The sequence below is a fragment of the Oryzomicrobium sp. genome (genome assembly GCF_036820405.1).
Taxonomy (GTDB): domain Bacteria; phylum Pseudomonadota; class Gammaproteobacteria; order Burkholderiales; family Rhodocyclaceae; genus Oryzomicrobium.
Genome location: NZ_DAISLS010000012.1, coordinates 48,830 through 69,100 on the forward strand (window position 1 = coordinate 48,830; position 20,271 = coordinate 69,100).

Here is a 20,271-nt window from a genome sequence, read left to right on the forward strand (position 1 = left end):
GTGGGGCGGTAAAAATTGCCGCCCGGCGATCTCCGGATCCCGTGTCGGCGGCATGCCGAAGCGCCCTATGGTAATCGAAGCGGGGGCAATAAAAAACCGCCCGGGTGGGCGGTTGCCGGGAGCGGGCGCCGGTCAGCGGCCCAGCTTCCGCATGCGTTCGGAGGGGGTGATGATGTCGGTGAGGCGGATACCGAACTTGTCGTTGACCACCACCACCTCGCCTTGGGCGATCAGGGTGCCGTTGACCAGCACATCCATGGGCTCGCCGGCCAGGGCATCGAGTTCGACAACGGAGCCGTGGGCGAGCTGGAGCAGGTTCTTGATGGTGATCTTGGTGCGGCCGAGTTCGACGGTGAGCTGGACGGGAATGTCCAGGATCATGTCGAGTTCCTTCATCATCCCGTTCTTGGCCGGCTCTTCGCCGAAGGACGGGAAGATGGCCGCCGGCTGGGCGGGGGGGGCGCTCGGTGCCGCCGCCTCGTCGACGACGGCTTGTTCGGCCATGGCGGCCGCCCAGTCGTCCTCGCTGATCTGGTCGCCGCCGGCGTCCGGATTTTCCTGATTGCTATCCACGTTGTCTTCCAAATCAGCCATGTTGGTCTCCCGTGTCGTTGGAGGAGGAGGCCTGTAAAGGGGCGAGCAGGTCGGCGTTGACGAAGCCGTCGACCTTCAGGGCGTACTGGCCACCCTGCTGTCCGTAGCGGCAGGTCATGACCGGCACGCCGTCCACGGAGGCGGTGATCTTTTCCGGGATGTTCACGCCGATCACGTCACCGGCCTTCATCTGCAGCACTTCGCGCAGGGTCACCCGGGCGTTGGCCAGGGTGGCCACCAGCTCCAGTTCCGCCCCCTGCAACTGGCGGCGCAGGGTGGCGACCCAGCGCTTGTCGGTGGACAGGTGGTCGCTCTGCATGGTGCTGTAGAGCAGATCTCGGATCGGCTCCAGCATCGAGTAGGGGAAGCAGATGTGCATGTCCGCCGCCGCGCCGCCGAATTCCAGGGTGAAGGTGGTGGACACCACGATCTCCGAGGGGGTGGCGATGTTGGCGAACTGGGAGTTCATCTCCGAGCGCACGTACTCGAACTTGAGTTCCTGCACCGGCTTCCACGAGCGCTCGTATTCGCCGAACACCACGCCGAGCATGCCCTGGATGATGCGCTGCTCGGTGGGGGTGAAGTCGCGGCCCTCGACCCGGGTGTGGAAGCGGCCGTCGCCGCCGAACATGTTGTCCACCACCAGGAACACCAGGTTGGGGTCGAACACCACCAGTGCCGTGCCGCGCAGAGGCTTGGCCAGCACCAGGTTGAGGTTGGTGGGCACCACCAGGTTGCGGATGAATTCGCTGTACTTCTGCACCCGGATCGGCCCCACCGACACCTCGGCGTTGCGGTGCATGTAGTTGAACAGGCCGATGCGCAGGTAGCGGGCGAAACGCTCGTTGACCAGTTCCAGGGTCGGCATCCGCCCGCGGACGATGCGCTCCTGGGTGCCCAGGTTGTAGGCGCTGATGCCGCCCGTCGGAGCCTCGACGACCTCCGGCTCGTCGGATTCCCCGGTGACGCCCTTGAGCAGGGCGTCGACCTCTTCCTGGGAAAGGAAATCCTGGGCCATGGTGAGCGTGTCCGGTGAGTGGGCGGCGTGGGGGCGTTGAAAGCCGGGTTACTGGATGATGAACGAGGTGAACAGCACTTCCTTCACCGGGGTCTCGGCTTTCTTGCCCTTGACCGGCGGATCCAGAATCTCATTGATCGTGTAGCGCAATTCTTCAGCGAGCTGTTCCTTGCCTTCCTTGCTGGTCAGCTCGGAGGCCTTCTTCGACGACAGCAGCAGGGTGATCTGGTTGCGCAGCTTGGGCATGAAGACCTTCATCTTCTCGCCATCGGCCACGTCTTCCAGTTCCACCGAGATGCCGACCTGCAAGTACTGGTCCCCCTGCTCGGGCACCAGGTTGACGGTAAAAGTTTCCAGGGCCTGGAAGACAGGAGCATGGGCCTCCTTTTTCTTCTTCTTCGGCTTTTCCTGCTGCACCACGTCCTCGTCGTCGTCGCTGTGGTCCGACTGCTTGAGCAGGAGGAAGGCGCCGCCGGCAAGGACGACCACCAGGATGGCGGACAACAGGATGATCAGCAGTTTCGCGTTGCTCTTCTTCGGCGCGGCTTCGGCGGCCTTGGCTTCGGTCTTGGCCATGCACTCTCCCTAGATGGCGGTCGTTATGCGGTGGGGGGGCGGGAATCGCGGCGCCGGCGCCAGGTCGCATCGCCTTTCAGGTCATAACGGCCCGATCGGGGCGGACCTGAATGGCATGGCGGAAAAAAGCGCGCGTGTTGTCCGGATCGGTTAGCCTCCTCAGGCAAACGTATCCACCAGGCCGACGCCTTGCTGGATTGCGCCGGAGCGCCCGGAAATTCCCTCGGCGCCTAGTATAGCAGCGCCCTCGCCGCCCTCGCCGCCGCCCCCGAAGCGCCCCGAGCCGGCGCCGCCGAAGTTGCGGGCATTTTGTTGTTGCTGCTGCTGTTGCTGCGCCATCTGCTGCTGGGCCATCGACGATTCGCTGCCCACGTTGGTCTGGCCCAGGGAGACGCCGGCGGCGGTCATCATGTCGCGCAGGCGGGGCAGAGCGGCCTCGATGGCCTCGCGCACCTCGGCATGGGGCGAAATGAAGGTGGCCGTGGCCTTGGAATCGGGGCCCATGTGGATGCTGACTTCCACGGGGCCGAGCTGGGGCGGATTGAGGGTCAGCTGGGCGCTCTGCTGGTCCTGCTTGACCATCCACACCACCTTCTGGCTGAAGTCTTCGCCCCAGCGGGCATCGCGCACCGGGGTCTGCACGGCGGCGGTGTTGGCGGGGGCCTGCTGATGGGTCTGCTGCGTCGTGTGGGGCGCCACCAGCGGAGCCGTTGCGCCGTCCTGGCTGGCGAGTTTGGTATCCGCATCCTGCAAGGCGGCAGAGAAGGCGGCATTTTTTGCCGCCTTGCCGTCCGCACCCAGGTTGAGCACGGAGTTGCCTTCGGCCGGAGCCGCCTGGCCATCGCCCGGGGTGCCGGTCACGACGGTGAGGCCGGCGTCGGATTTGCCCTTGCCTTCCACCGGGGGCGGCGTGTTCGGCGTCTGCGGCACCAGGCTGGCGGCCGCCTGCAGGCCGGCCATGAAGGCGGCCGGGTCGGTGGCGCTATCGTCTTCGCTGCTGTCGGCCTTGGCCGGCTTGAGCGTGCCGGCAGGGACTTCGATGGCCTGGGCCGAGTTGCCGCGCAACTGGGCGATCAGGGCGGACATGAAGTCGCCCTTGGGCCCGCTGGTGGTGGCGGCCGCATCCTCGTTGGCGCTGGCAGCCGGCGTGGCATTGGCCGCGGCCTGGGCAGGCGGCGGAACGACCTTGGCGATGGCGGTTGCGGTGGCGACGGAAATTCCCATGAAAGCCTCGTGCCCGGACAGGCGCAGTTTTTGTCATGGGTTTTTAGCAAGGGCCATGCCAATGGTTGGCCTTGCGGTAGGCGCGTTTGCGGATGGGCTATTCGGGCTTGCTGCGGCGGGCGGCGAATTCGTCCTGGAATTTCTGTTCCCGCTTGTTTTCGCGCAGCTGCTCGCCGGCCTGACGCTGCTGGTAGAGGGTGTCGATGGCCTTGAGCTTGTTGCGCTGTTGCAGCCAGGCATCCTGGCCTTCGGCGGTGCGCTGCTCCGAGGTGGTCACCGTGGCGCGCTGCTGGGCGATGGCCTGGTCGATGCGGTCGATGAAGCTCTGGTAGTTGCGCAGGCTGGTCAGGGACAGCCCGTTGCTGCTGGCATTGCGGAAGCGGGTGACATATTCCTCTCGATACTGCATCAGCAGCTGCAATTTGGACTTGGCGTCCTGCTCGGCCGATACCAGGGTGCCCAGGATGCGGGTGGCGTCGTCGACCCGCTCTTGCATCAGGTCGATCAGAGGTTGGAGGGAGGCGGCGTTGGCCATGGCGTCAGAAGGCGGTTGCGAACGTAATAAGGTGCCAGGACATTAGCTTAGTCCTCCGACGGCCGAGGTCAAATTCAGTTGTCGGGGAAGAGCTGGGCCAGCCGGGCGATGCTGTCCGCGTAGCTGGCCTGTTCGGAAAGGCTTTGTACCAGGAAGGCTTCCAGCTGGGGGAAGGCGCTCACCGCTTGGTCGAGCAGCGGGTCCGAGCCCGGGGCGTAGGCACCCACAGCGATCAGATCCCGGGAGCGCTGGTAGCGCGAGAACAACTGCTTGAAGCGCCGCACGTAGTCGAACTGGCTTTGCGGGATCAGGTTCACCATGGCCCGGGAGATGGATTGTTCGATGTCGATGGCAGGGTAGTGGCCCGCATCCGCCAGGTTGCGGTTGAGCACGATGTGGCCGTCCAGGATGGCCCGTGCCGAGTCGGCGATGGGGTCCTGCTGGTCGTCGCCCTCGGCCAGCACGGTGTAGAAGGCGGTGATCGAACCGCCGCCCTCGGGGCCGTTACCGGCCCGTTCCACCAGCTGGGGCAGCCGGGCGAACACCGAGGGCGGATAGCCCCGGGTCACCGGCGGCTCGCCGATGGCCAGGGCGATTTCGCGCTGGGCCATGGCGTAGCGGGTCAGGGAATCCATGATGAGCAGGACCTGGTGGCCTTGATCGCGGAAATATTCGGCCAGGGTGGTGGCGTAGGCGGCACCCTGGAGGCGCATCAGGGGGCTGGTGTCGGCGGGAGCGGCCACCACCACCGAGCGGGCCCGGCCTTCGTCGCCGAGGATGTGCTCGATGAATTCTTTCACTTCCCGGCCCCGTTCGCCGATCAGCCCGACGACGATGATCTCGGCCTCGGTATAGCGGGCCATCATGCCGAGCAGCACCGATTTGCCCACGCCGGAGCCGGCGAACAGGCCCATCCGTTGGCCTCGGCCGACGGTGAGCATGCCGTTGATGGCTCGCACCCCCACGTCCAGGGTCTGGGTGATGGGGGCCCGGGACATGGGGTTCACCGGGCGGGAGTGCAGCGGGCGCATGGTTTCGGCCTGGAGCGCCCCCTGGTTGTCGAGGGGGCGGCCGGCGCCGTCCACCACCCGGCCGAGCATGGATTCGCCCACAGGCACCAGCTTGGTCTTGTCGGCGGCGCGGCGGCGCATCAGGCGCGGCTGGTCGAGCCGGGGGGGCGGGATGGTGCTTTCATACGGCGCCACCCGGGCGCCGGGGGATAGGCCGTAGATGTCGTCGGAGGGCATCAGGAACAGCTTTTCGCCGTGAAAGCCCACCACTTCGGCCTCCACCGGGGTGCTGCCGACGGGCATGATCTTGGCCGAACTGCCCAGGGGGAGCTTCAAGCCCGCGGCTTCCATCACCAGGCCGTTGATACGGGTCAGCTTGCCGGACACCAGCAGGGGCATGGCCGTATCCAGATTCTCCCGGCATTGGGAGAGGAACTGCCTTAGATCGGCGTGGCGCTCTTCCGGCGGCCGGGGCTGGGCTTGGATCGGCTCCGTGGCCGGGGTCACCTCGGCCTGGGGAAGGTCGTCGGGATGCTCCACCGCCGGCCTCAGTCGAGCCAGTCCCGCTGTAGGCCGATGGCCTCCAGGGTGCGCTTCCAGCGCGATTCCAGACTGCCTTCCACCTCGCTGTTGCCGGCCTCGACCTTGCAGCTGCCGGCCTGGACGGTCATGTCTTCGATGATGCGCCAGCCGGCGTGTTGCAGTTGCTCGCCCAACTGGTCGCGCACCAGAGCGGCGTCGTCCGGATGCAGGTGGAGCACCGGGCGCTCGGCGTGAGGCAGGGCTACCAGGGCTTCCCGCACCACGGGCAGGAGCAGTTCGGGCTTGACGCGCAGGGATTGGCGAATCACCTGGCGGGCCACTTCCAGGGCTAGGGCTAGCACGTCGTCGGCCACGGCCTGGTCCAGTCCCCGGGCGGCGCTGTCGAGGTGCTCGGCCAGGGCGGCGAAGCGTTCCGCCTGGGTGCGCACTTCCGCCAGTCCTTCAGCCTGGCCGGCGGCGTGGCCTTCGCCGTAGCCCTGGGCGTAGCCTTCGCTGTGGCCTTGTTCCCGGCCCTCGGCATAGCCGGCGGCATGGCCCGCCTGGCGGGCTTCTTCATGGATGCGTTCGAGTTCTTCGGCGGTAGGCAGCGGCGTGACCGGCAGATGGGAGTCGGGCAGCTCGTGGGATTCCACCGTCGCCGGCGCGGTCGGCGGGGCGTCGAAGGCGGCCAGCTCGTACTTTTCGTAGGCGGTGAGCTTTTCTTTGGGGATGTAGTGGTCGGCCATGGATCAGGAGCGGGACTACGGCTACGGCTGCGGCGGGTGGCGGGTCAGACGAACTGGTCGTCGCCCTTGCCGCCCATGACGATCTGGCCTTCGTCGGCGAGGCGCCGGACGATCTTGAGGATTTCCTTCTGTTCCGCCTCCACTTCGGAGAGGCGCACCGGCCCCTTGGCTTCCAGGTCCTCGCGCAGCATTTCGGCGGCGCGCTGGGACATGTTCTTGAAAATCTTCTCGCGCAGGGTTTCCGAGGCGCCCTTGAGGGCGAGGATGAGGGAGTCGGACTGGATTTCGCGCAGCAGCAGTTGGACCGAGCGGTCGTCCAGGTCGTTGAGGTTCTCGAAGACGAACATCTCGTCGAGGATCTTCTGGGCCAAGTCCGGATCGTACTCGCGGATCGAGTCGATGACCGAGGTCTCGTTGGCGGTTCCCATGAAGTTGAGGATTTCGGCCACGGTGCGCACCCCGCCCATGGCTGCCTTCTTGACGTTGGCCGAGCCGGAGATGAGGCTGAGCATGACGTCGTTGAGCTCCTTCAGGGCGATCGGCTGCACCCCTTCCAGGGTGGCGATGCGCAGCACCACGTCGTTGCGCAGGCGGTCGGTGAAGTAGGAGAGGATCTCGCTGGAGTGGTCGTGCTCCAGGTGGACCAGGATGGTGGCGATGATCTGGGGATGCTCGTTCTTGATCAGGTCCGCCACCGTCGGGGCGTCCATCCACTTCAGCCCTTCGATACCGTTGGTCTCGCCGCCCTGGAGGATGCGCGAGATCAGGTTGGTGGCCTTGTCGTCGCCCAGGGCCTTGGTCAGCACGCTGCGGATGTAGGCGTCGGTATCGACGTGCAGCGATGCTTGCTCCGAGACGATGGCGTGGAATTCCTCAAGCACCTGCTCGATGCGTGCCCGGGGTACCGACTTGAGGCCGGCCATGGCGTGGCCGAGTTTCTGCACCTCCCGGGGGCCCAGGTGCTTGAGCACCTCGGCGGCACTTTCCTCGCCAAGGGCGATGAGCAGGATGGCGCTCTTTTCAACGGCTTCGTCAGTGGCTGCCATGGGGCGTTATCGGGAAGGGGAGGGCGTCGCTCAGACGCCGCCACCCATCCAGTCCTTGATGATGTTGGCCACGGCCTTGGGATTCGCCTTGGCCAGTTCGCGGGCTTCGGCCAGTTTCTGCTCGAAGGGGTTGATCTGGACGATGGTGCCGTCCTCGTCCTCGATGGTTTCCATGCCGGGTTCCTCGTCTTCCTCCTCCTCGGCGGGGGGCGGGAACATGGTCTTCAGCGCTGGGCGGATGACCATCAGGATGATGATCAGGACGATGCCGGCCACCGCCAGCCACTTCAGCAGTTCCTTGCCGAACTCGATGGCCTCGGGCTGTTTCCACAGCGGGATTTCCAGGGTGGTCTTGTCGCCCAGGTTGAACGGCGCGTTGGCCACCGACAGGGTGTCGCCCCGGTCCTTGCTGTAGCCCATGGCCTCGCGGACCAGGTCGTTGATCTGCTTGAGTTCCTGCTCGTTGAGGGCGCGTTCGATGGCCTTGCCGCCCTTGTCCTTGTCTGGCCGGTTGTTCACCACCACCGCCACTGACAGGCGGCGGATGTTGCCGATGGAGCCCTTGGTGTGGCGGATGGTGCGGTCCACCTCGTAGTTGATGGTGGAATCCTTGCGGGTATTAACCGGCTGGCCGGCCGAATAGATCGGCGCGGTGACGCCGGCGGCATCCAGCTTGCCCGGCGGGGGCGGCTGCTGGCCCGGTGCCAGGCCCTGGCCGGCACCGGTGCCGCCCACGTTGGGCTGGGTGAGGGGCGCGGTGGCGGGCACCGGGGGCTGGTTGCTGAGGGCGCCGGGCACGCCCTGGGCGGGCGGATTGACGCTGGCGGTCTCGGAGGTCTGCTGGCTGCGGATCGAGATGTCCGGTGGGGAGCCGTTGGGGCGGTAGCTCTCGGCGGTCTGCTCGTTCTGGGAGAAGTCCACGTCGGCCGCTACCTGGACCCGGGCGTTGCCCGGGCCGACCACCGGCGAGAGGATGTCGTCGATGCGCTTGATCACCGCCGCCTCCACCTCGCTCACGTACTTGAGTTGGGTGGGGTCGAGGCCGGCTTCGATCAGCTTGCTCTTGAGCTGGGACAGGAGATTGCCCTGCTGGTCGATCACCGTCACGTTGGCGGTGGGCAGCTGGGGCACGCTGGAGGCCACCAGGTGCTGGATGCCGGCCACCTGGGCGGGTTCCAGGGTGCGTCCCGGGTAGAGAGACACCATCACGCTGGCGGTGGGCTTTTGCTCCTCGCGCACGAACACCGAGGGCTTGGGGATGGCCAGGTGCACGCGGGCGCCTTCGACCGTGGCCACCGACTGGATGGTGCGGGACAGTTCCCCTTCCAGGGCGCGCTGGTAATTGACCTGCTCAGCGAACTGGCTGATGCCGAACTTCTGGTTCTCCATCAGCTCGAAGCCCACCAGCCCACCCTTGGGCAGCCCCTGGGAGGCCAAGCGCAGCCGTACCTCATGGACCCGGTTGCTCGGCACCAGGATCGCGCCGCTGCTGTCGGCGAAACGGTAGGGAACGTTCAGCTGTTCCAGGCTGGCGATGATCGCGCCGCCGTCCTTCTCCGACAGGTTGGAGAAGAGCACCTTGTAATCGGGCTGGCGGCTGGCCAGCACCGCACCGACGATCAGCGCCACCACGGCGGCAATCGCCACCATGAGGATGATTTTCTGCTGATTGGTGAGCCGGTTCAGCCCCTCCCGGAGACGGTCCAGGGGCTTGGTGGCAGGCGGCGGAGCCTGCACGGCATCGGCTGGAGTGTCGGTGGCGGCCGCCATGTCAGATGATTAGGTCTCGGTGAGGGGTCGCGCTAGCGGGTGGAGGTGGTGAAAGGTCCGGATCGGGCGCAAAGGCGCGGATGCCAGGAAAATACGCTTTCGCCGCCGGGCTTGGGGATTTCCCGTCCGGCATCCGAAATGCGAAAAAATTTCGTGAAATATTCTACTATGGCGGCCGTAAACAAGGGCCAGTTCTTGCTGGCCGCGTTTTTGTCCGTCGAGGTTCTGTTGTGACCGATGCCGATCGCATGATGGAGGTGAAGGCCGAAGAATTGCAACGGGCCTTCTCCGTCTTCAACCAGGTTTCCCAGGAGCTGACCCAGGCCTACGAGGCTCTCCAGGGCCAGGTGGTGCGCCTGACCGCCGAGCTGGAGGTGGCCAACGGCAAGTTGCGTCGCCAGTTTCAGGAGAAGGAAGCCTTGTCCGAGCGCCTCTCACTGCTGCTCAACGCCCTGCCGGCCGGGGTGGTGGCGGTGGACGGGAGCGGGGGGGTGACCAGCACCAACCCGGCCGCCCGGGAAATGCTCGGCCGCGATGCGGCGGGCCTGGCCTGGCGCGAGGTGGCGGCGCAAGAGCTGCGCCCCTCGGTCACTCCCGGCGAGTGGTGCTGTGGCGAGCGCCGCCTGTCCATGGCCGAAAGCCCCCTGGATTCGGCCGGCGGGCGCATCGTCCTGCTTCACGACATCACCGCCGCCCATGCCATGAAGGCCAGCCTGGAGCGCAGCCAGCGGCTGGCCGCCATGGGCGAGATGGCCGCGTCCCTTGCCCATCAGTTGCGCACCCCCCTGGCCACGGCGCTGCTCTACAGCAGCAACCTGGGCAAGCCCGATCTGGCCGCCGACGCACGAGTGCGCTTTGCCGACAAGGCCACCACCCAGCTCAAACGCCTGGAACGCCTGATCCAGGATGTGCTGCTGTTCGCCCGGGGCGAGAGCATCGGACGGGACGTGGTGCCCCTCGATGCCCTGGTGCAGGAGGCTTCGCTGGCCGTGGAAGCGCTGATGCGCCGCCAGGGGGTGGCGTTCGCGGTGGAGGGCGAGGCGCCCGGCATGGTAGCGATGGGCGACCACAAGGCCCTTTCCGGCGCCCTCATCAATCTGCTGGAAAATGCCCTGCAAGCCTGCGAGCGGGGAGGGGAGGCAGCCCGGGTAAGCCTGACCCTGGCCGTGGCGGGCGGGCGGGCGCGCATTGCCGTGCGCGATACAGGCCCGGGTCTTGCTCCGGAAATGATCTCCCGAATCTTCGAACCGTTCTTCACCACCCGGGGGCAGGGGACTGGCCTGGGCCTGGCCATCGCCTTGGGCGTGGCCCGAGCCCACGGTGGCACCATCGACGTCAGCTCCACCCCGGGGCAAGGCGCCGAGTTCGTCCTCGAACTGCCCGCCGGCCCGGCGCCGGCCGGCGTTGCCGGTGAAGAAAACTGACCGCAGAAAACATCAATTAGTCATGACCACCCTGCCAATCCTGGTCGTCGAAGACGATCCCAACCTGCGCGAAGCCATCTGCGACACCCTGGAGCTGGCTGGCGAGCCCCTGGTGGCGGTGGATTCCGGCCCGGCGGCGATGGCCGTGCTCGATTCCCGGCCGGTGGGCATCGTCGTTTCCGACGTGCGCATGGAGCCCATGGACGGCATCACCTTGCTCAAGTCGATCCGCAGTCGCTGGCCTCACCTGCCGGTGGTGCTGATGACCGCCTTCGCCGACGTGGACCGGGCCGTGGAGGCCATGCGTGCCGGGGCCTGCGACTTTCTCATGAAGCCCTTCGAGCCCCAGGCCCTGCTTGCCCATATCGCCCGCTATCGGCTGCCCGACATGGCCGGCGATGCTGGCGTGGTAGCCGCCGATGCCGCCTCGCGCAATCTCTTCTCCTTGGCTGCCCGGGTGGCTCAGACCGACGCCACGGTGCTGCTCACCGGCGAATCCGGTGTGGGCAAGGAAGTGGTGGCCCGCTACATCCATCGCAACTCGGCACGGCGCGACGGGCCCTTCGTTGCCATCAACTGTGCAGCGATTCCCGACAGCCTGCTCGAAGCTACCCTGTTCGGCTATGAGAAGGGGGCCTTCACCGGCGCCACCCAGGCCCAGGCTGGCAAGTTCGAGCAGGCCCAGCACGGCACCTTGCTGCTCGACGAAGTGACCGAAATGCCCATGTCGCTCCAGGCCAAGCTGCTGCGGGTGTTGCAGGAGCGCGAGGTGGAGCGGGTCGGCGGCAAGAAGCCGGTATCCCTGGATATCCGGGTGGTGGCCACTTCCAACCGGGACATGGCAGAGGCCGTGGCCAAGGGCATCTTCCGCGAGGACTTGTACTACCGGCTCAACGTCTTTCCCCTGCCGATCCCGTCCCTGCGGCAACGCCGGGCCGACATCGTGCCGCTGTCACGGCACTTTCTTGCCGATCGGGGCGGCAAAATCGGCCGGCCCGGCCTGACCTTGTCGCCGGCCGCCGAGCAGACCCTGACCGCCTACGACTGGCCGGGCAACATCCGGGAACTTGAGAACGTCATCCAGCGGGCCATGATCCTGGCACCGGCGGACCGGGTTGACGCCGAGCATCTGCATTTGCCCGTGGCGGCCCTCCAGTTCGGCGCCGTGCCTGCCCCAACGCCGACGGCGCCCGTGGAAGCGGCGTCCCTGGCGCCAATGGGCGGCTTTGCCGCCCCGGCCCCAGCATATTCTCCCGCGGCGGTTGCGCTGCCGGCGGGGGCACCTTTTCACGAATCGTTGCCGGCCGGTAGCCATACTGCGGACGGTGTACGGCGCACCGAGAACATGCGCGACCTGGAGCGGGAGCACATCCTCGATACCCTTCGCTCGGTGGGCGGCTCCCGCAAGCTGGCGGTGGAGCGCCTGGGGATTTCGGAGCGCACGCTGCGCCACAAGCTGAAACAATATCGGGAGGCGGGCTTTCTCAAGGAATGAGCCGGCCGGAATGAACCCCTCCAGTGTTGCGCCGGTCTGACGTTAAGGAAGTAGTGGCGATGTGCTGGAGCGGCCTTGGGGGTGGTGAATCGGCGCCTCTGGAGTCGGCCTTAAGGCGGGGCTAAAGGTTGGCCCATTTCCTGCTAAAGTACGGGAAGCGTTTAGGAACACCTATGGACAGCAACGGTATCAACGACCTTCTCGGCCAGATGCGCGCCACAGCGGCGCTGGCCGCCGGCAAACCGGCCCAGGCCGGGGCGGATTCCAGCGCCCCGGGTGGGGTGGATTTTGCCCAGGTCCTGCAAAATTCGATCAACCAGGTCAATCAGACCCAGCAGCAGGCCCAGTCCATGGCCGAGAATTTCTCTGCCGGGGACCCCAATGCCAACCTGCACGAGGTGATGATCGCCCTGCAAAAGGCCAATGTGTCGTTCCAGGAGATGGTCCAGGTGCGCAACCGCTTGGTGGCGGCCTACCAGGACGTGATGAACATGCAGGTGTGATCTGCGCTGCTCCTAATCAACAAAAAAGCCGGTATCCGACGATACCGGCTTTTTTGTTGGGGTTTGCCGCTCAGAGCATGCCGCTTTCCCGGGCCTTGCGCTCCCGCTCGATGCGGGTGATGTAGCGCTGGATGGCGGCGAGCTTGGCACCCGACAGGTTGTCGAATTCGCAGCCAGCGCGCAGGTAGCTGTTGCCGGTCTTGTTGCTCTGGAAGAAGGCGTTGCGCACGATCATGTTGAAGACGATGGTGCCTTCTTCGGGCAATTCCAGCTTGCAGTTGGCAAAGGCGCTGTCCGCGGCGAAATCCTTGCGGTCTGCGGGCAGCATCAGGCCGATACCACCGCCACTGATGTCGAGCACCGTGGTTTCCAGAATGCCGTCGGCCAATGGGACGAAGCACTTGAGCGGATTGGCCACCGGAGTGGAAAGGCGGTAGTACTCGCGCCGTTGCAGGCGCAGGATCGATTCGGGCAGGTTGCCAGAGAAGGCCGGGCGCTGCTCATGGGTGATGGGAGTGATGCCGGGCAGGGTGAACTGGACCTTCACCTTGTCCAGGGAGGAGGTGAAGATGACCTTGTCCGCCCCGGCCACCTTGCGGTTCATCTCTTCGTTGCTGCCGTAGTCGAAGATCAACTGGTCCTCGTCGCCGTCCACGTCGACCAGAGAGGTGAGGAAGAACGACTTGCCATGATCGAAGTGGGCCGTGATCATGCAGCCCTTCTGTTGCAGGGCGCGCAGGACGAACAGCATTTCGCCCCGCGAAAACAGCAGATATTTGCTGTAGAGGTCAGAGTCTTCGAGATCGAAGGGCGACGTCGGTTTTTCCGTATCCGGCGCCTGTTCGTTTTCGGGCATGGGTGTCTCGTGGAGCAAGCGGGCAGGTCTCTGGGCGGGCGCTGCGGTCCCGCTGGCGGCAATGGAATGGCAGATCGGTGGAGCGCCCTGAATTGCGGCAGAAGTTTAATCCATCCGTCGCCATATCGGCGCGAAAAAAGTCTGGGAATCGCCAGAAAACGCCAGACTGCCAGGAAAGCGTCAGATTTCCTTATTCGCCGGGCAGGGGCGCCGGTCCCTTGAAAAGAGGTGGCGGGGCCTGGGCGCCCGGCGCGCCGCCCCGTTCGATGCCGTACAGCCAGGCGAGCAGTTCGGCGACGGCAACGTAGAGCTGGGGCGGAATGCGGTCGTCCAGATCCACCTGCATGAGCAGGGCTACCAGTTCGGGGGACTCATGCACATAGACGCCGTGTTCCCGGGCCCGGGAAATGATCTCTTCGGCGATCACGCCGCGCCCTTTGGCCACTACCCGGGGCGCTACGTCGGCCTCCATGTAGGCCAGAGCGACGGCGCTCTTGATGTTGTCAGCCTTGCTCATGGCGCTGGATATCGAGGGCGGTGAGGGTCAGCCCGGTGTCGCTCAGGGCCTGTTGCAGCGCCGGTGCGGCGCCTTGCAGGCGCTGGCTCGACTCGGGCGGGGCAGAGAGTTGCAAGGTGAGGCTGCTGCCCTGGAGCCGGAGTTCCGCATCGATGCCGCCCAGGGAGGGCAATTGCAGATGGAGGTGGGTCTGCCAGCGGGGGGCTTCGTCGCCGCCGCTTTGGCGGCGCTGGTCCTCTTCGCTGATTTCCCAGCGCATGTCCTGGCCGGGCCAGACCTGGCCCTGCCAAGCGAAGACCTGGTTGGCCAGGGCAGCTAGTTGCTGCTGCACCAGTTGGGCGGTTTCCGGGGCCACGGCAGTTATTGCCGTTGGGGTGGGGGCGGCGGTATTTGCCGGCGCCGGCTGGGCGGCCGTGCTTTCGTTCGCGGCCGGCAGCGGAGTGGCAACGCCGCGCGGGGTATCGGCAGGCACCGTTGTGGTTGCCTGGGCCTGGGTGGGCAGTGGGCGCAGCTGGGACAATTGTCCCTGGGGTTCGGCCAGGAGGGCATCCCGGGGAAGTTGGCCGGTGACCCACTTGGCCTGGTGCGACTCATAGAACAGGCCGCTGTTGCCCACCGCCTGTTGCAGGGCTCGGGCAAGCTGTGGGGCGGCGCTGCCGTCTTCCGACGGCAGTGTGGCCAGGATGGGGTTGCCGCCGTTGAGCACGGCGCCCTTGCCCGGCGTCTGGGCGGTTTCGTCGCCCATCAGGCTGCTGATCAGTTTGCCGGCCTGGCTCAGGGTGGCGGTCACGCCGGCACCGACTTCCTTTTCGCCGCCCTTGGCCAGGAGCGCCAGGGCCACCTTGCCGTCGTTCTCGACGACCTGGAGTTCGAGGGAATCGCCGGATTTGGCTGAGAAGGGCAGGGATAGGACCAGTTCCCGCTGGGCCACCAGGGCCCGGTAGGCCCCGTTGGGCAACTGGGCCTGGATTTCGGCCATGACGCGCTGACCCGGCACCAGGTCGGACAGGCTGTCCGAGATATCCTTGGTCGGTGAAAGGGGCTGGACCGAGGTTTCGCTGGCCAGGCGCAGGCGCGATGCCAGATCCGCAGGAATCATGCTCATGGCGGAAACCTCGTCAGGGACAGGGAGGAAACGCTATCCGGTCAGGAGGAAAGGGCGCCCCAGCGCGAGAGGAGCTTGCCGGCGTGCTTGAGCCAGGGTTCGACCCGGTCCCGGACTTCCTGATCCAGCTCCAGCACGCGGCGGAAGATCTCCGCTTCCCGATCGTTCAAGGGGCGCCGCTCGATGGCGCGCTGGCGCTTGATGGCGGCTTCGATCTCGTCGCGCTGGCTGGCGTTTGCCTGGAGGGCGGCCCAGTCCTGGTTGATGGCGGCGGCCATCATGGCTTCGGAGCAGGCCAGGAATTCGGCGAACAGGTCGGGGGCGCTCACGGCATCGCCTTCGGCACGAAGCCGGTGACTTCGGGACGGTCGGCGATCTCTTCCCAGGCGCTGTGAATCTGGCCCAGCAGGCCGAGTACTTCGTCCAGGGGGGCGGTCTCGTTCTTCAGGTTGGCGAACAGCAGGCGGTCCACCATGTACTCGTAGAGGGCCGACAGCTGTTCCGCCAGGTTGCCGCCGGCCTCAACGTCCAGGCTGGCCTTGAGGCCGTTGTTGATGATGTCGATGGCCTTGGAAATGGCCGCGCCCTTCTCGGCAATATTGCCTTCGACCATGTTCAGGCGGGCGGTGAAAAGCGCCGCCCGGGCACCTTCGAAAAGTAGCAGGATCAGTTTGTGCGGGCTTGCCGATGCCACGGAGGTTTCTACACCAACCTCGGAGTAGGCGGCGATGGGGTTGCGGCGGACAAACATTGAAAGCCTCTTAAGAACTTGCCTTGATGCTCGCCAGTTGCTGGGTCAAGTAGGAGCTGGTTTGGGTCATCTGGGACATCAAGGTATCGAGCGCAGTGTACCGGGCCATGTACTGGGCCTGCAATGCGGTCAGGCGAGTGCTGAGGGTGGTGCGCTGGTCGTCGATGCTCTTGATCGTGCTGTTGATGCCGTCGGTACGGGCCTGGAGCGTTCCACTAGTGCCGATGACGCTATCGAGCAACTGGTTCAGCTGGAAGGCAAAGCCCCGGTCGTAGGTGATGGTGCCCCGGTCGCCGGTCTGGCCGCCGGTGACGTTGATCTTGAGGCCTTCGGCCGGGCCGGGGCCGCCCGTGAGGGCCTGGCCGCTGCCGGAGGCCGGGTAGCCGCCGATGGTGCCCTGTACGTCGGTGCCGGCCGTATTGGTGCGGGAGGCGCCGAACAGGGCCGAAGCGCCGTCGCCGGAAATGGTGACGTTGGAAGCCGAACCGTACTTGTTAGAGGTCACCAACAGGCCGCCGGTGCCGGTGCCATTGGTACTGACGGCGGTACCGAACAAGGTGCTGGCATTGGCGCTGGTGTTGCCGTTGCCATCGGTGCTGTTTACGCTGACCTGGGACGTGGTGCCGACGCTGGTGGACGTGAGGGAAATGGCGCCGTTGCTAACGCTGACCAATACTTTGTTGTTGCCGAAGGCTGTGTTGAGCTTGGTCTGCAGACTGTTAGCCAAGTCGCCGACGTTGGCAAAAGTTGCCGGGTTGGTGCCGTCGGTGAGATCGATGCTCTGTGTGTTGCCGTCGACCGAAATTTGGAGGGGATCGCCCGGGTTGTAAGTCAGCCCTGCGGCGGCAGAACCGGCAACCTTGCCTTGGGTACCGTCAACGCTCACCGTGACGCTGCTGCCTGCCTTACTCAGGGTGGTGGAACCGTTGATCTTCGACTGCAACTCGGATGCCAGCTGTTGCAGGGTGTACTTACCAGCAGTCAGCGCAATCGAAGCGGAGGTTCCATCTACCGCGACGGTGAGGTTCTGGTTAGTGTTGTCGATCGTCAGGGTCGACGGGGCAGCGCTCGGGGTGAGCTTGCCCTGGCTCGCGATCTGGGTGATGTTGATGTTGTAGGTGCCCGGCGTCGCCTTGTTGTTCGACGACGCAAAACTGATCAGGCTATCGCTGGTCTTGCCCAGGCTGGCAAACAGGCCGGTGATGTCGTTGTTCGGGTCGTTGAAAGCAGCGGTCAGCTTGGTATTGTCGATTTGCAGCGTGCCGTCCCGCTGTACGCTGATGCCGACATCCGACAGGCGTTGAAAACCACCCGCCGACGTGGAAAGCGGAGAGCTGACGGCGTTTTGCAACTGTGTGGTGATCGTGCGCACGGTGGCATCGCCCTGCAGGATCGCCGCCGTCTTGGTGTCGGCGTTGTAGGCTGATGCCTGCTTCAGGGCATTGATGGCATCGTTATAGGCCTTGACGAAGCCCTGGATGGCGGTCTGGGCGGCCGTGGTGTCCTGGCTGACCGTCAAGGTATTGGTGGTGCCGGGAACCGCCTTGGCCAAGTTCAGCGTGACGCCCTGGATGGCGTCGGTGATGGTGTTGCTGGCCTTGGTGATGAACATGCCGTCGATGGTGGCGGTGGCGTTCTGCGCCGCCATGGTCTGAGTCATGTTCTTGCCGGCCCCCGCCGCCGTGGTCGGATCGTAAGCGAGCTGGGAAAGACCGTTGGCGTCGCCGTTGGCGCCGTCGGTGTCGCTTACCGTGATCTTCATACTGTTGGCCTGGCCGGTGTCGTTCGACGAAATGACCAGGCGGTTGCCGGTGCCGTCGTTCACGATCGAGGCCGTCACCCCCGCCTTGGCGGAGTTGATGGCGTCACGGATACCGGTCAGGCTGCTGCTGTTGGGGTTGATGGTGATGCTGGTGGAGCTCTTGTCCGGGTTCACGGTGAACGTGTTGTTCACGCTGTCGTAGGTGCCGAACTGAATCGTGAGCGAACCCGTGCCGACCGGGGCGCTGGTATTGGCGAAGGTGGTCGATGACAGCTTCTGCGCTTGGGCCAGGGTCTTCACCTCCACCGAGTAGCTGCCAGCGGTAGCGTTGGTGCCTGCAGATGCGGTGAAGACGGTGTTGTCCGAAGTGGACGTCTTCATCGTGTTGAACGCAGAAGCGCTTCCCAATGAGCTCAGAGAGCTCTGCAACGCAGACAGGGTGCCTTTTAGGGAGCCGAAAGCCGACAGCTGCGCCTGGTAGCTGGCTTCTTTCTTGTCCAGCGCCTGGAGGGGCTGGCTCTCGATCGACATCAGCTTCGAGACGATGCCGGTGACGTCCAGGCCCGAGCCTATGCCGGGGGAAGAAATACTGGCCATGACGATGCTCCTGAAAGGTGGGTGGGGAAGCGTCCCCGGTGTTGCTTATGACTCAGGCCTTCTGCGACACCAGCAGCCCCTTGAGCTTGTCGAGGGCCTTGGCGAGCGCCAGCATGTCCTCGGAGGGAATCTGCTTGATGACTTCCTTGGTCGAGGTGTCGACCACTTTTACCACCAGCTTGTCAGTGTCCTTGTCCACGTGAAAGTCGAGGCTGGTGTCGGTGTCTTTGATGAAGTTCTGAATTTCCTTGACGGCTTTGTCCAGTTCAGAACGATCGACCTGGGTCGACGAACCGGATGCACTCCGGTTTTCTTGAGCATTTACCGTGCCAGATTGCGCCTGTTGTGCGGCCCCAGCGGCTGAAGACGCGATATTCTGAGACGCGGTGCCAAGCGTGGGCGAGGTGGATGGCTGAATTGCCGGGACAGTGCCTTGAGAACCGAGGGGCTGGATATTCATGATGAACCTCCTATCGCTCCATGGAGAGAGGGCGCGGAAGCGTTTCCGCTGCCGCGCCCTTGAAGCTCAACCCTTACGCGCTGTTACCGGAGCAGGGAGAGCACGCTGTTGGGCAGCGAGTTGGCCTGGGCCAGCATCGCGGTACCGGCTTGCTGCAGGACCTGGGCTCGGCTCAGGTTGGCGGTTTCGGCAGCGAAGTCGGTATCCTGGATGCGCGACCGGGAGGCCGACAGGTTTTCGGACGTGGATTGCAGGTTGGAGATGGCGTTGGTGAAGCGGGACTGCATGGCGCCGTAGTTGGCGCGCTGGCCGTTGATCGACGACAGGGCCGCGTCCACCATGGCCAGGGTACGGTTGGCCGAATCCACCGAGCTCACGTCCAGGTTACTGACGCTTTGCAACTGACCTGCCGCACTGTTGGCTGTGAAGAAGTCAGTGGTGTTGGCTGCGTTGATGCTGAAGGACTTGTTGGAGTCGAGCATCAGCTGGCCGGTGCCGACGGCTTTGGCGCTGGCGGTCAGGGCGGCGCCACCAAACGATGCATCGGCGGCGGAGCCGGAGGCAGCGTTGGTGATGGTGATGTTCTCGCCAGCAGAGTTGAGCAGGGTGATGCCGTTGCCCGCATCGTTCACCCGAGCGGTGACGCCGGTCTTGGCGGAAGCGTCATTGAACGCATTGACTGCGGCGCTCAGATCGTCACCCTTGCCGCCATTGGCGTTACCCACGGTGAAGGAAACCGTTACGGCAGTGGTGTTGTTGGACGCTACGCTGAAGACGTAGGAGCTATTGGCGGTTACGCCAGTAATGTCCATCTCGGTCTTGGCAGTAGCCGTGACGCCAGTCTTGTTCGTGACGGAGTTGATCTGCTGGGCGGCGGCCTTGGCAGAGGAACCTGCGGCAACGTTGACGCTGGCCGAGCCGATTGAACCGTTAATGGTAACAGCACCGCCCACTACGCGGCTGTTTGTCAATGCTGCGTTGGAGGCGATGGCGTTACTAGTGCTGCCCGTGGTCAGGTCGCCCTTGGCGCCTGCGTCGGTGGCGGTGGAGGCACCGATACGGTAGTTGCCGTAGGAGGAAGTGCGGAAGTTGGAGGACGTCATGGTGATGGTCTGACCGGCGTTGGCGCCCACCTGGAAGGTGGAGGAGGTCATGGAACCATCAAGCAGGTTCTGTCCGTTGAACTGGGTGGTCTGGGCGATGCGATCCAGTTCGGAGGTGAGCTGGCCGACTTCGGCGTTGAGGGCCTGGCGGTCGGAAGCGGAGTTGGAGGCGTTGGCGGATTGGACGGCCAGGGCGCGGATACGCTGGAGGATGTCGCCGGAGGATTGGAGGGCGCCTTCAGCGGTCTGGGAGAGGGAGATGCCGTCGTTGGCGTTGCGCTGGGCCTGGTCCAGACCGTTGATCTGGGCGGTCATCCGCTGGGAGATGGCCAGACCGGCGGCGTCGTCCTTGGCGCTGTTGATGCGCAGGCCGGAGGACAGGCGCTGCAGAGAGGTGGACAGCGAGTTCTGCGAGGTGGTCAGGTTACGCTGCGCGTTCAGGGAGGCAACGTTGGTATTGATGATGGCGGGCATGACTTTCTCTCCTAGAGAAAATATCCAAAAAAACAGGGTTCGGCAGGAGCGTTCCGTCTAGTGACTGGCGCTGATTCCGATCCTCTCAGGAACTTTAACGACGCGCCGTAGGGAAACTTTAGGGCTTTTTTTGCTTGGCGCATCTAGACGCGCAGCCATGTACCCAAGTGCTGCTCGATCATC

The 20,271-nt window shown here is 64.9% G+C and carries 20 protein-coding genes; 3 read left to right on the forward strand and 17 right to left on the reverse strand.

Annotated elements, in window-relative coordinates; all coding sequences use genetic code 11:
- Positions 1–132: 132 nt before the first annotated feature.
- The 9 genes from fliN to fliF all read right to left on the reverse strand — a co-directional run bounded on the left by fliN (position 133) and on the right by fliF (position 9,041).
- Positions 133–594 carry a flagellar motor switch protein FliN gene (gene fliN, locus V7Z98_RS12835; RefSeq protein WP_293260029.1) on the reverse strand — a complete coding sequence of 154 codons (462 nt, stop codon included), beginning with the start codon at positions 592–594 and terminating at the stop codon, positions 133–135.
- Positions 587–1,612 carry a flagellar motor switch protein FliM gene (gene fliM, locus V7Z98_RS12840; protein WP_334158396.1) on the reverse strand — a complete coding sequence of 342 codons (1,026 nt, stop codon included), beginning with the start codon at positions 1,610–1,612 and terminating at the stop codon, positions 587–589. Before fliM ends, fliN begins: the two co-directional genes overlap by 8 nt.
- Positions 1,613–1,660: 48 nt before the next feature.
- Complete coding sequence (gene fliL / locus V7Z98_RS12845; protein ID WP_293260035.1) at positions 1,661–2,188, reverse strand: flagellar basal body-associated protein FliL; 528 nt, start codon at positions 2,186–2,188, stop codon at positions 1,661–1,663.
- Between the two features lie 159 nt (positions 2,189–2,347).
- Complete coding sequence (locus tag V7Z98_RS12850) at positions 2,348–3,412, reverse strand: flagellar hook-length control protein FliK (RefSeq protein WP_334158398.1); 1,065 nt, start codon at positions 3,410–3,412, stop codon at positions 2,348–2,350.
- A 97-nt stretch (positions 3,413–3,509) separates the two neighbouring features.
- Positions 3,510–3,947 (reverse strand): flagellar export protein FliJ, encoded by a 438-nt coding sequence (gene fliJ / locus V7Z98_RS12855; protein WP_334158399.1) that lies wholly within the window; start codon positions 3,945–3,947, stop codon positions 3,510–3,512.
- A 74-nt stretch (positions 3,948–4,021) separates the two neighbouring features.
- Positions 4,022–5,443: a flagellar protein export ATPase FliI gene (fliI, locus tag V7Z98_RS12860; protein ID WP_442951845.1), complete on the reverse strand. Its 1,422-nt coding sequence runs from the start codon at positions 5,441–5,443 to the stop codon at positions 4,022–4,024.
- Positions 5,444–5,505: 62 nt separating this feature from the next.
- The gene (gene fliH, locus V7Z98_RS12865; protein WP_334158400.1) at positions 5,506–6,225 is read right to left on the reverse strand and encodes a flagellar assembly protein FliH; all 720 of its coding nucleotides are present in this window, start codon (positions 6,223–6,225) and stop codon (positions 5,506–5,508) included.
- 44 nt (positions 6,226–6,269) lie between these two features.
- On the reverse strand, positions 6,270–7,271 hold the full coding sequence (gene fliG, locus V7Z98_RS12870) for a flagellar motor switch protein FliG (protein WP_293260047.1): 1,002 nt from the start codon (positions 7,269–7,271) through the stop codon (positions 6,270–6,272).
- Positions 7,272–7,301: 30 nt separating this feature from the next.
- Positions 7,302–9,041 (reverse strand): flagellar basal-body MS-ring/collar protein FliF, encoded by a 1,740-nt coding sequence (fliF, locus tag V7Z98_RS12875; protein WP_334158401.1) that lies wholly within the window; start codon positions 9,039–9,041, stop codon positions 7,302–7,304.
- A gap of 230 nt (positions 9,042–9,271) precedes the next feature.
- Between fliF and V7Z98_RS12880 the strand changes: the two genes are divergently transcribed.
- From V7Z98_RS12880 to fliE, 3 genes are all read left to right on the forward strand, one after another.
- Positions 9,272–10,465: a sensor histidine kinase gene (locus V7Z98_RS12880; protein WP_334158402.1), complete on the forward strand. Its 1,194-nt coding sequence runs from the start codon at positions 9,272–9,274 to the stop codon at positions 10,463–10,465.
- 22 nt (positions 10,466–10,487) lie between these two features.
- A complete protein-coding gene (locus V7Z98_RS12885; RefSeq protein ID WP_293260053.1) occupies positions 10,488–11,960 on the forward strand; it encodes a sigma-54-dependent transcriptional regulator in 1,473 nt (490 codons plus the stop codon).
- A 173-nt stretch (positions 11,961–12,133) separates the two neighbouring features.
- A complete protein-coding gene (gene fliE / locus V7Z98_RS12890) occupies positions 12,134–12,463 on the forward strand; it encodes a flagellar hook-basal body complex protein FliE (protein ID WP_293260056.1) in 330 nt (109 codons plus the stop codon).
- 70 nt (positions 12,464–12,533) lie between these two features.
- Here fliE and V7Z98_RS12895 read toward each other — a convergent pair whose 3' ends face one another.
- The 8 genes from V7Z98_RS12895 to V7Z98_RS12930 form a co-directional block, all read right to left on the reverse strand.
- Positions 12,534–13,319 (reverse strand): flagellar brake protein, encoded by a 786-nt coding sequence (locus V7Z98_RS12895; RefSeq protein WP_334158404.1) that lies wholly within the window; start codon positions 13,317–13,319, stop codon positions 12,534–12,536.
- Between the two features lie 190 nt (positions 13,320–13,509).
- Positions 13,510–13,836 carry an EscU/YscU/HrcU family type III secretion system export apparatus switch protein gene (locus V7Z98_RS12900; RefSeq protein ID WP_293260062.1) on the reverse strand — a complete coding sequence of 109 codons (327 nt, stop codon included), beginning with the start codon at positions 13,834–13,836 and terminating at the stop codon, positions 13,510–13,512.
- Complete coding sequence (fliK, locus tag V7Z98_RS12905; protein ID WP_334158405.1) at positions 13,823–14,941, reverse strand: flagellar hook-length control protein FliK; 1,119 nt, start codon at positions 14,939–14,941, stop codon at positions 13,823–13,825. Before fliK ends, V7Z98_RS12900 begins: the two co-directional genes overlap by 14 nt.
- A 41-nt stretch (positions 14,942–14,982) precedes the next feature.
- Positions 14,983–15,270 carry a flagellar protein FliT gene (locus tag V7Z98_RS12910; RefSeq protein ID WP_334158406.1) on the reverse strand — a complete coding sequence of 96 codons (288 nt, stop codon included), beginning with the start codon at positions 15,268–15,270 and terminating at the stop codon, positions 14,983–14,985.
- Positions 15,267–15,692 carry a flagellar export chaperone FliS gene (fliS, locus tag V7Z98_RS12915; protein ID WP_293260071.1) on the reverse strand — a complete coding sequence of 142 codons (426 nt, stop codon included), beginning with the start codon at positions 15,690–15,692 and terminating at the stop codon, positions 15,267–15,269. Before fliS ends, V7Z98_RS12910 begins: the two co-directional genes overlap by 4 nt.
- Positions 15,693–15,702: 10 nt before the next feature.
- Positions 15,703–18,051, reverse strand: a complete 2,349-nt coding sequence (gene fliD, locus V7Z98_RS12920) for a flagellar filament capping protein FliD (protein WP_334158407.1) — start codon at positions 18,049–18,051, stop codon at positions 15,703–15,705.
- Between the two features lie 52 nt (positions 18,052–18,103).
- Entirely contained in the window at positions 18,104–18,511 is a 408-nt protein-coding gene (locus tag V7Z98_RS12925) for a flagellar protein FlaG (protein WP_334158408.1), read from the reverse strand.
- A gap of 83 nt (positions 18,512–18,594) precedes the next feature.
- Positions 18,595–20,088: a flagellin N-terminal helical domain-containing protein gene (locus tag V7Z98_RS12930; RefSeq protein ID WP_334158409.1), complete on the reverse strand. Its 1,494-nt coding sequence runs from the start codon at positions 20,086–20,088 to the stop codon at positions 18,595–18,597.
- Between the last annotated feature and the right edge of the window lie 183 nt (positions 20,089–20,271).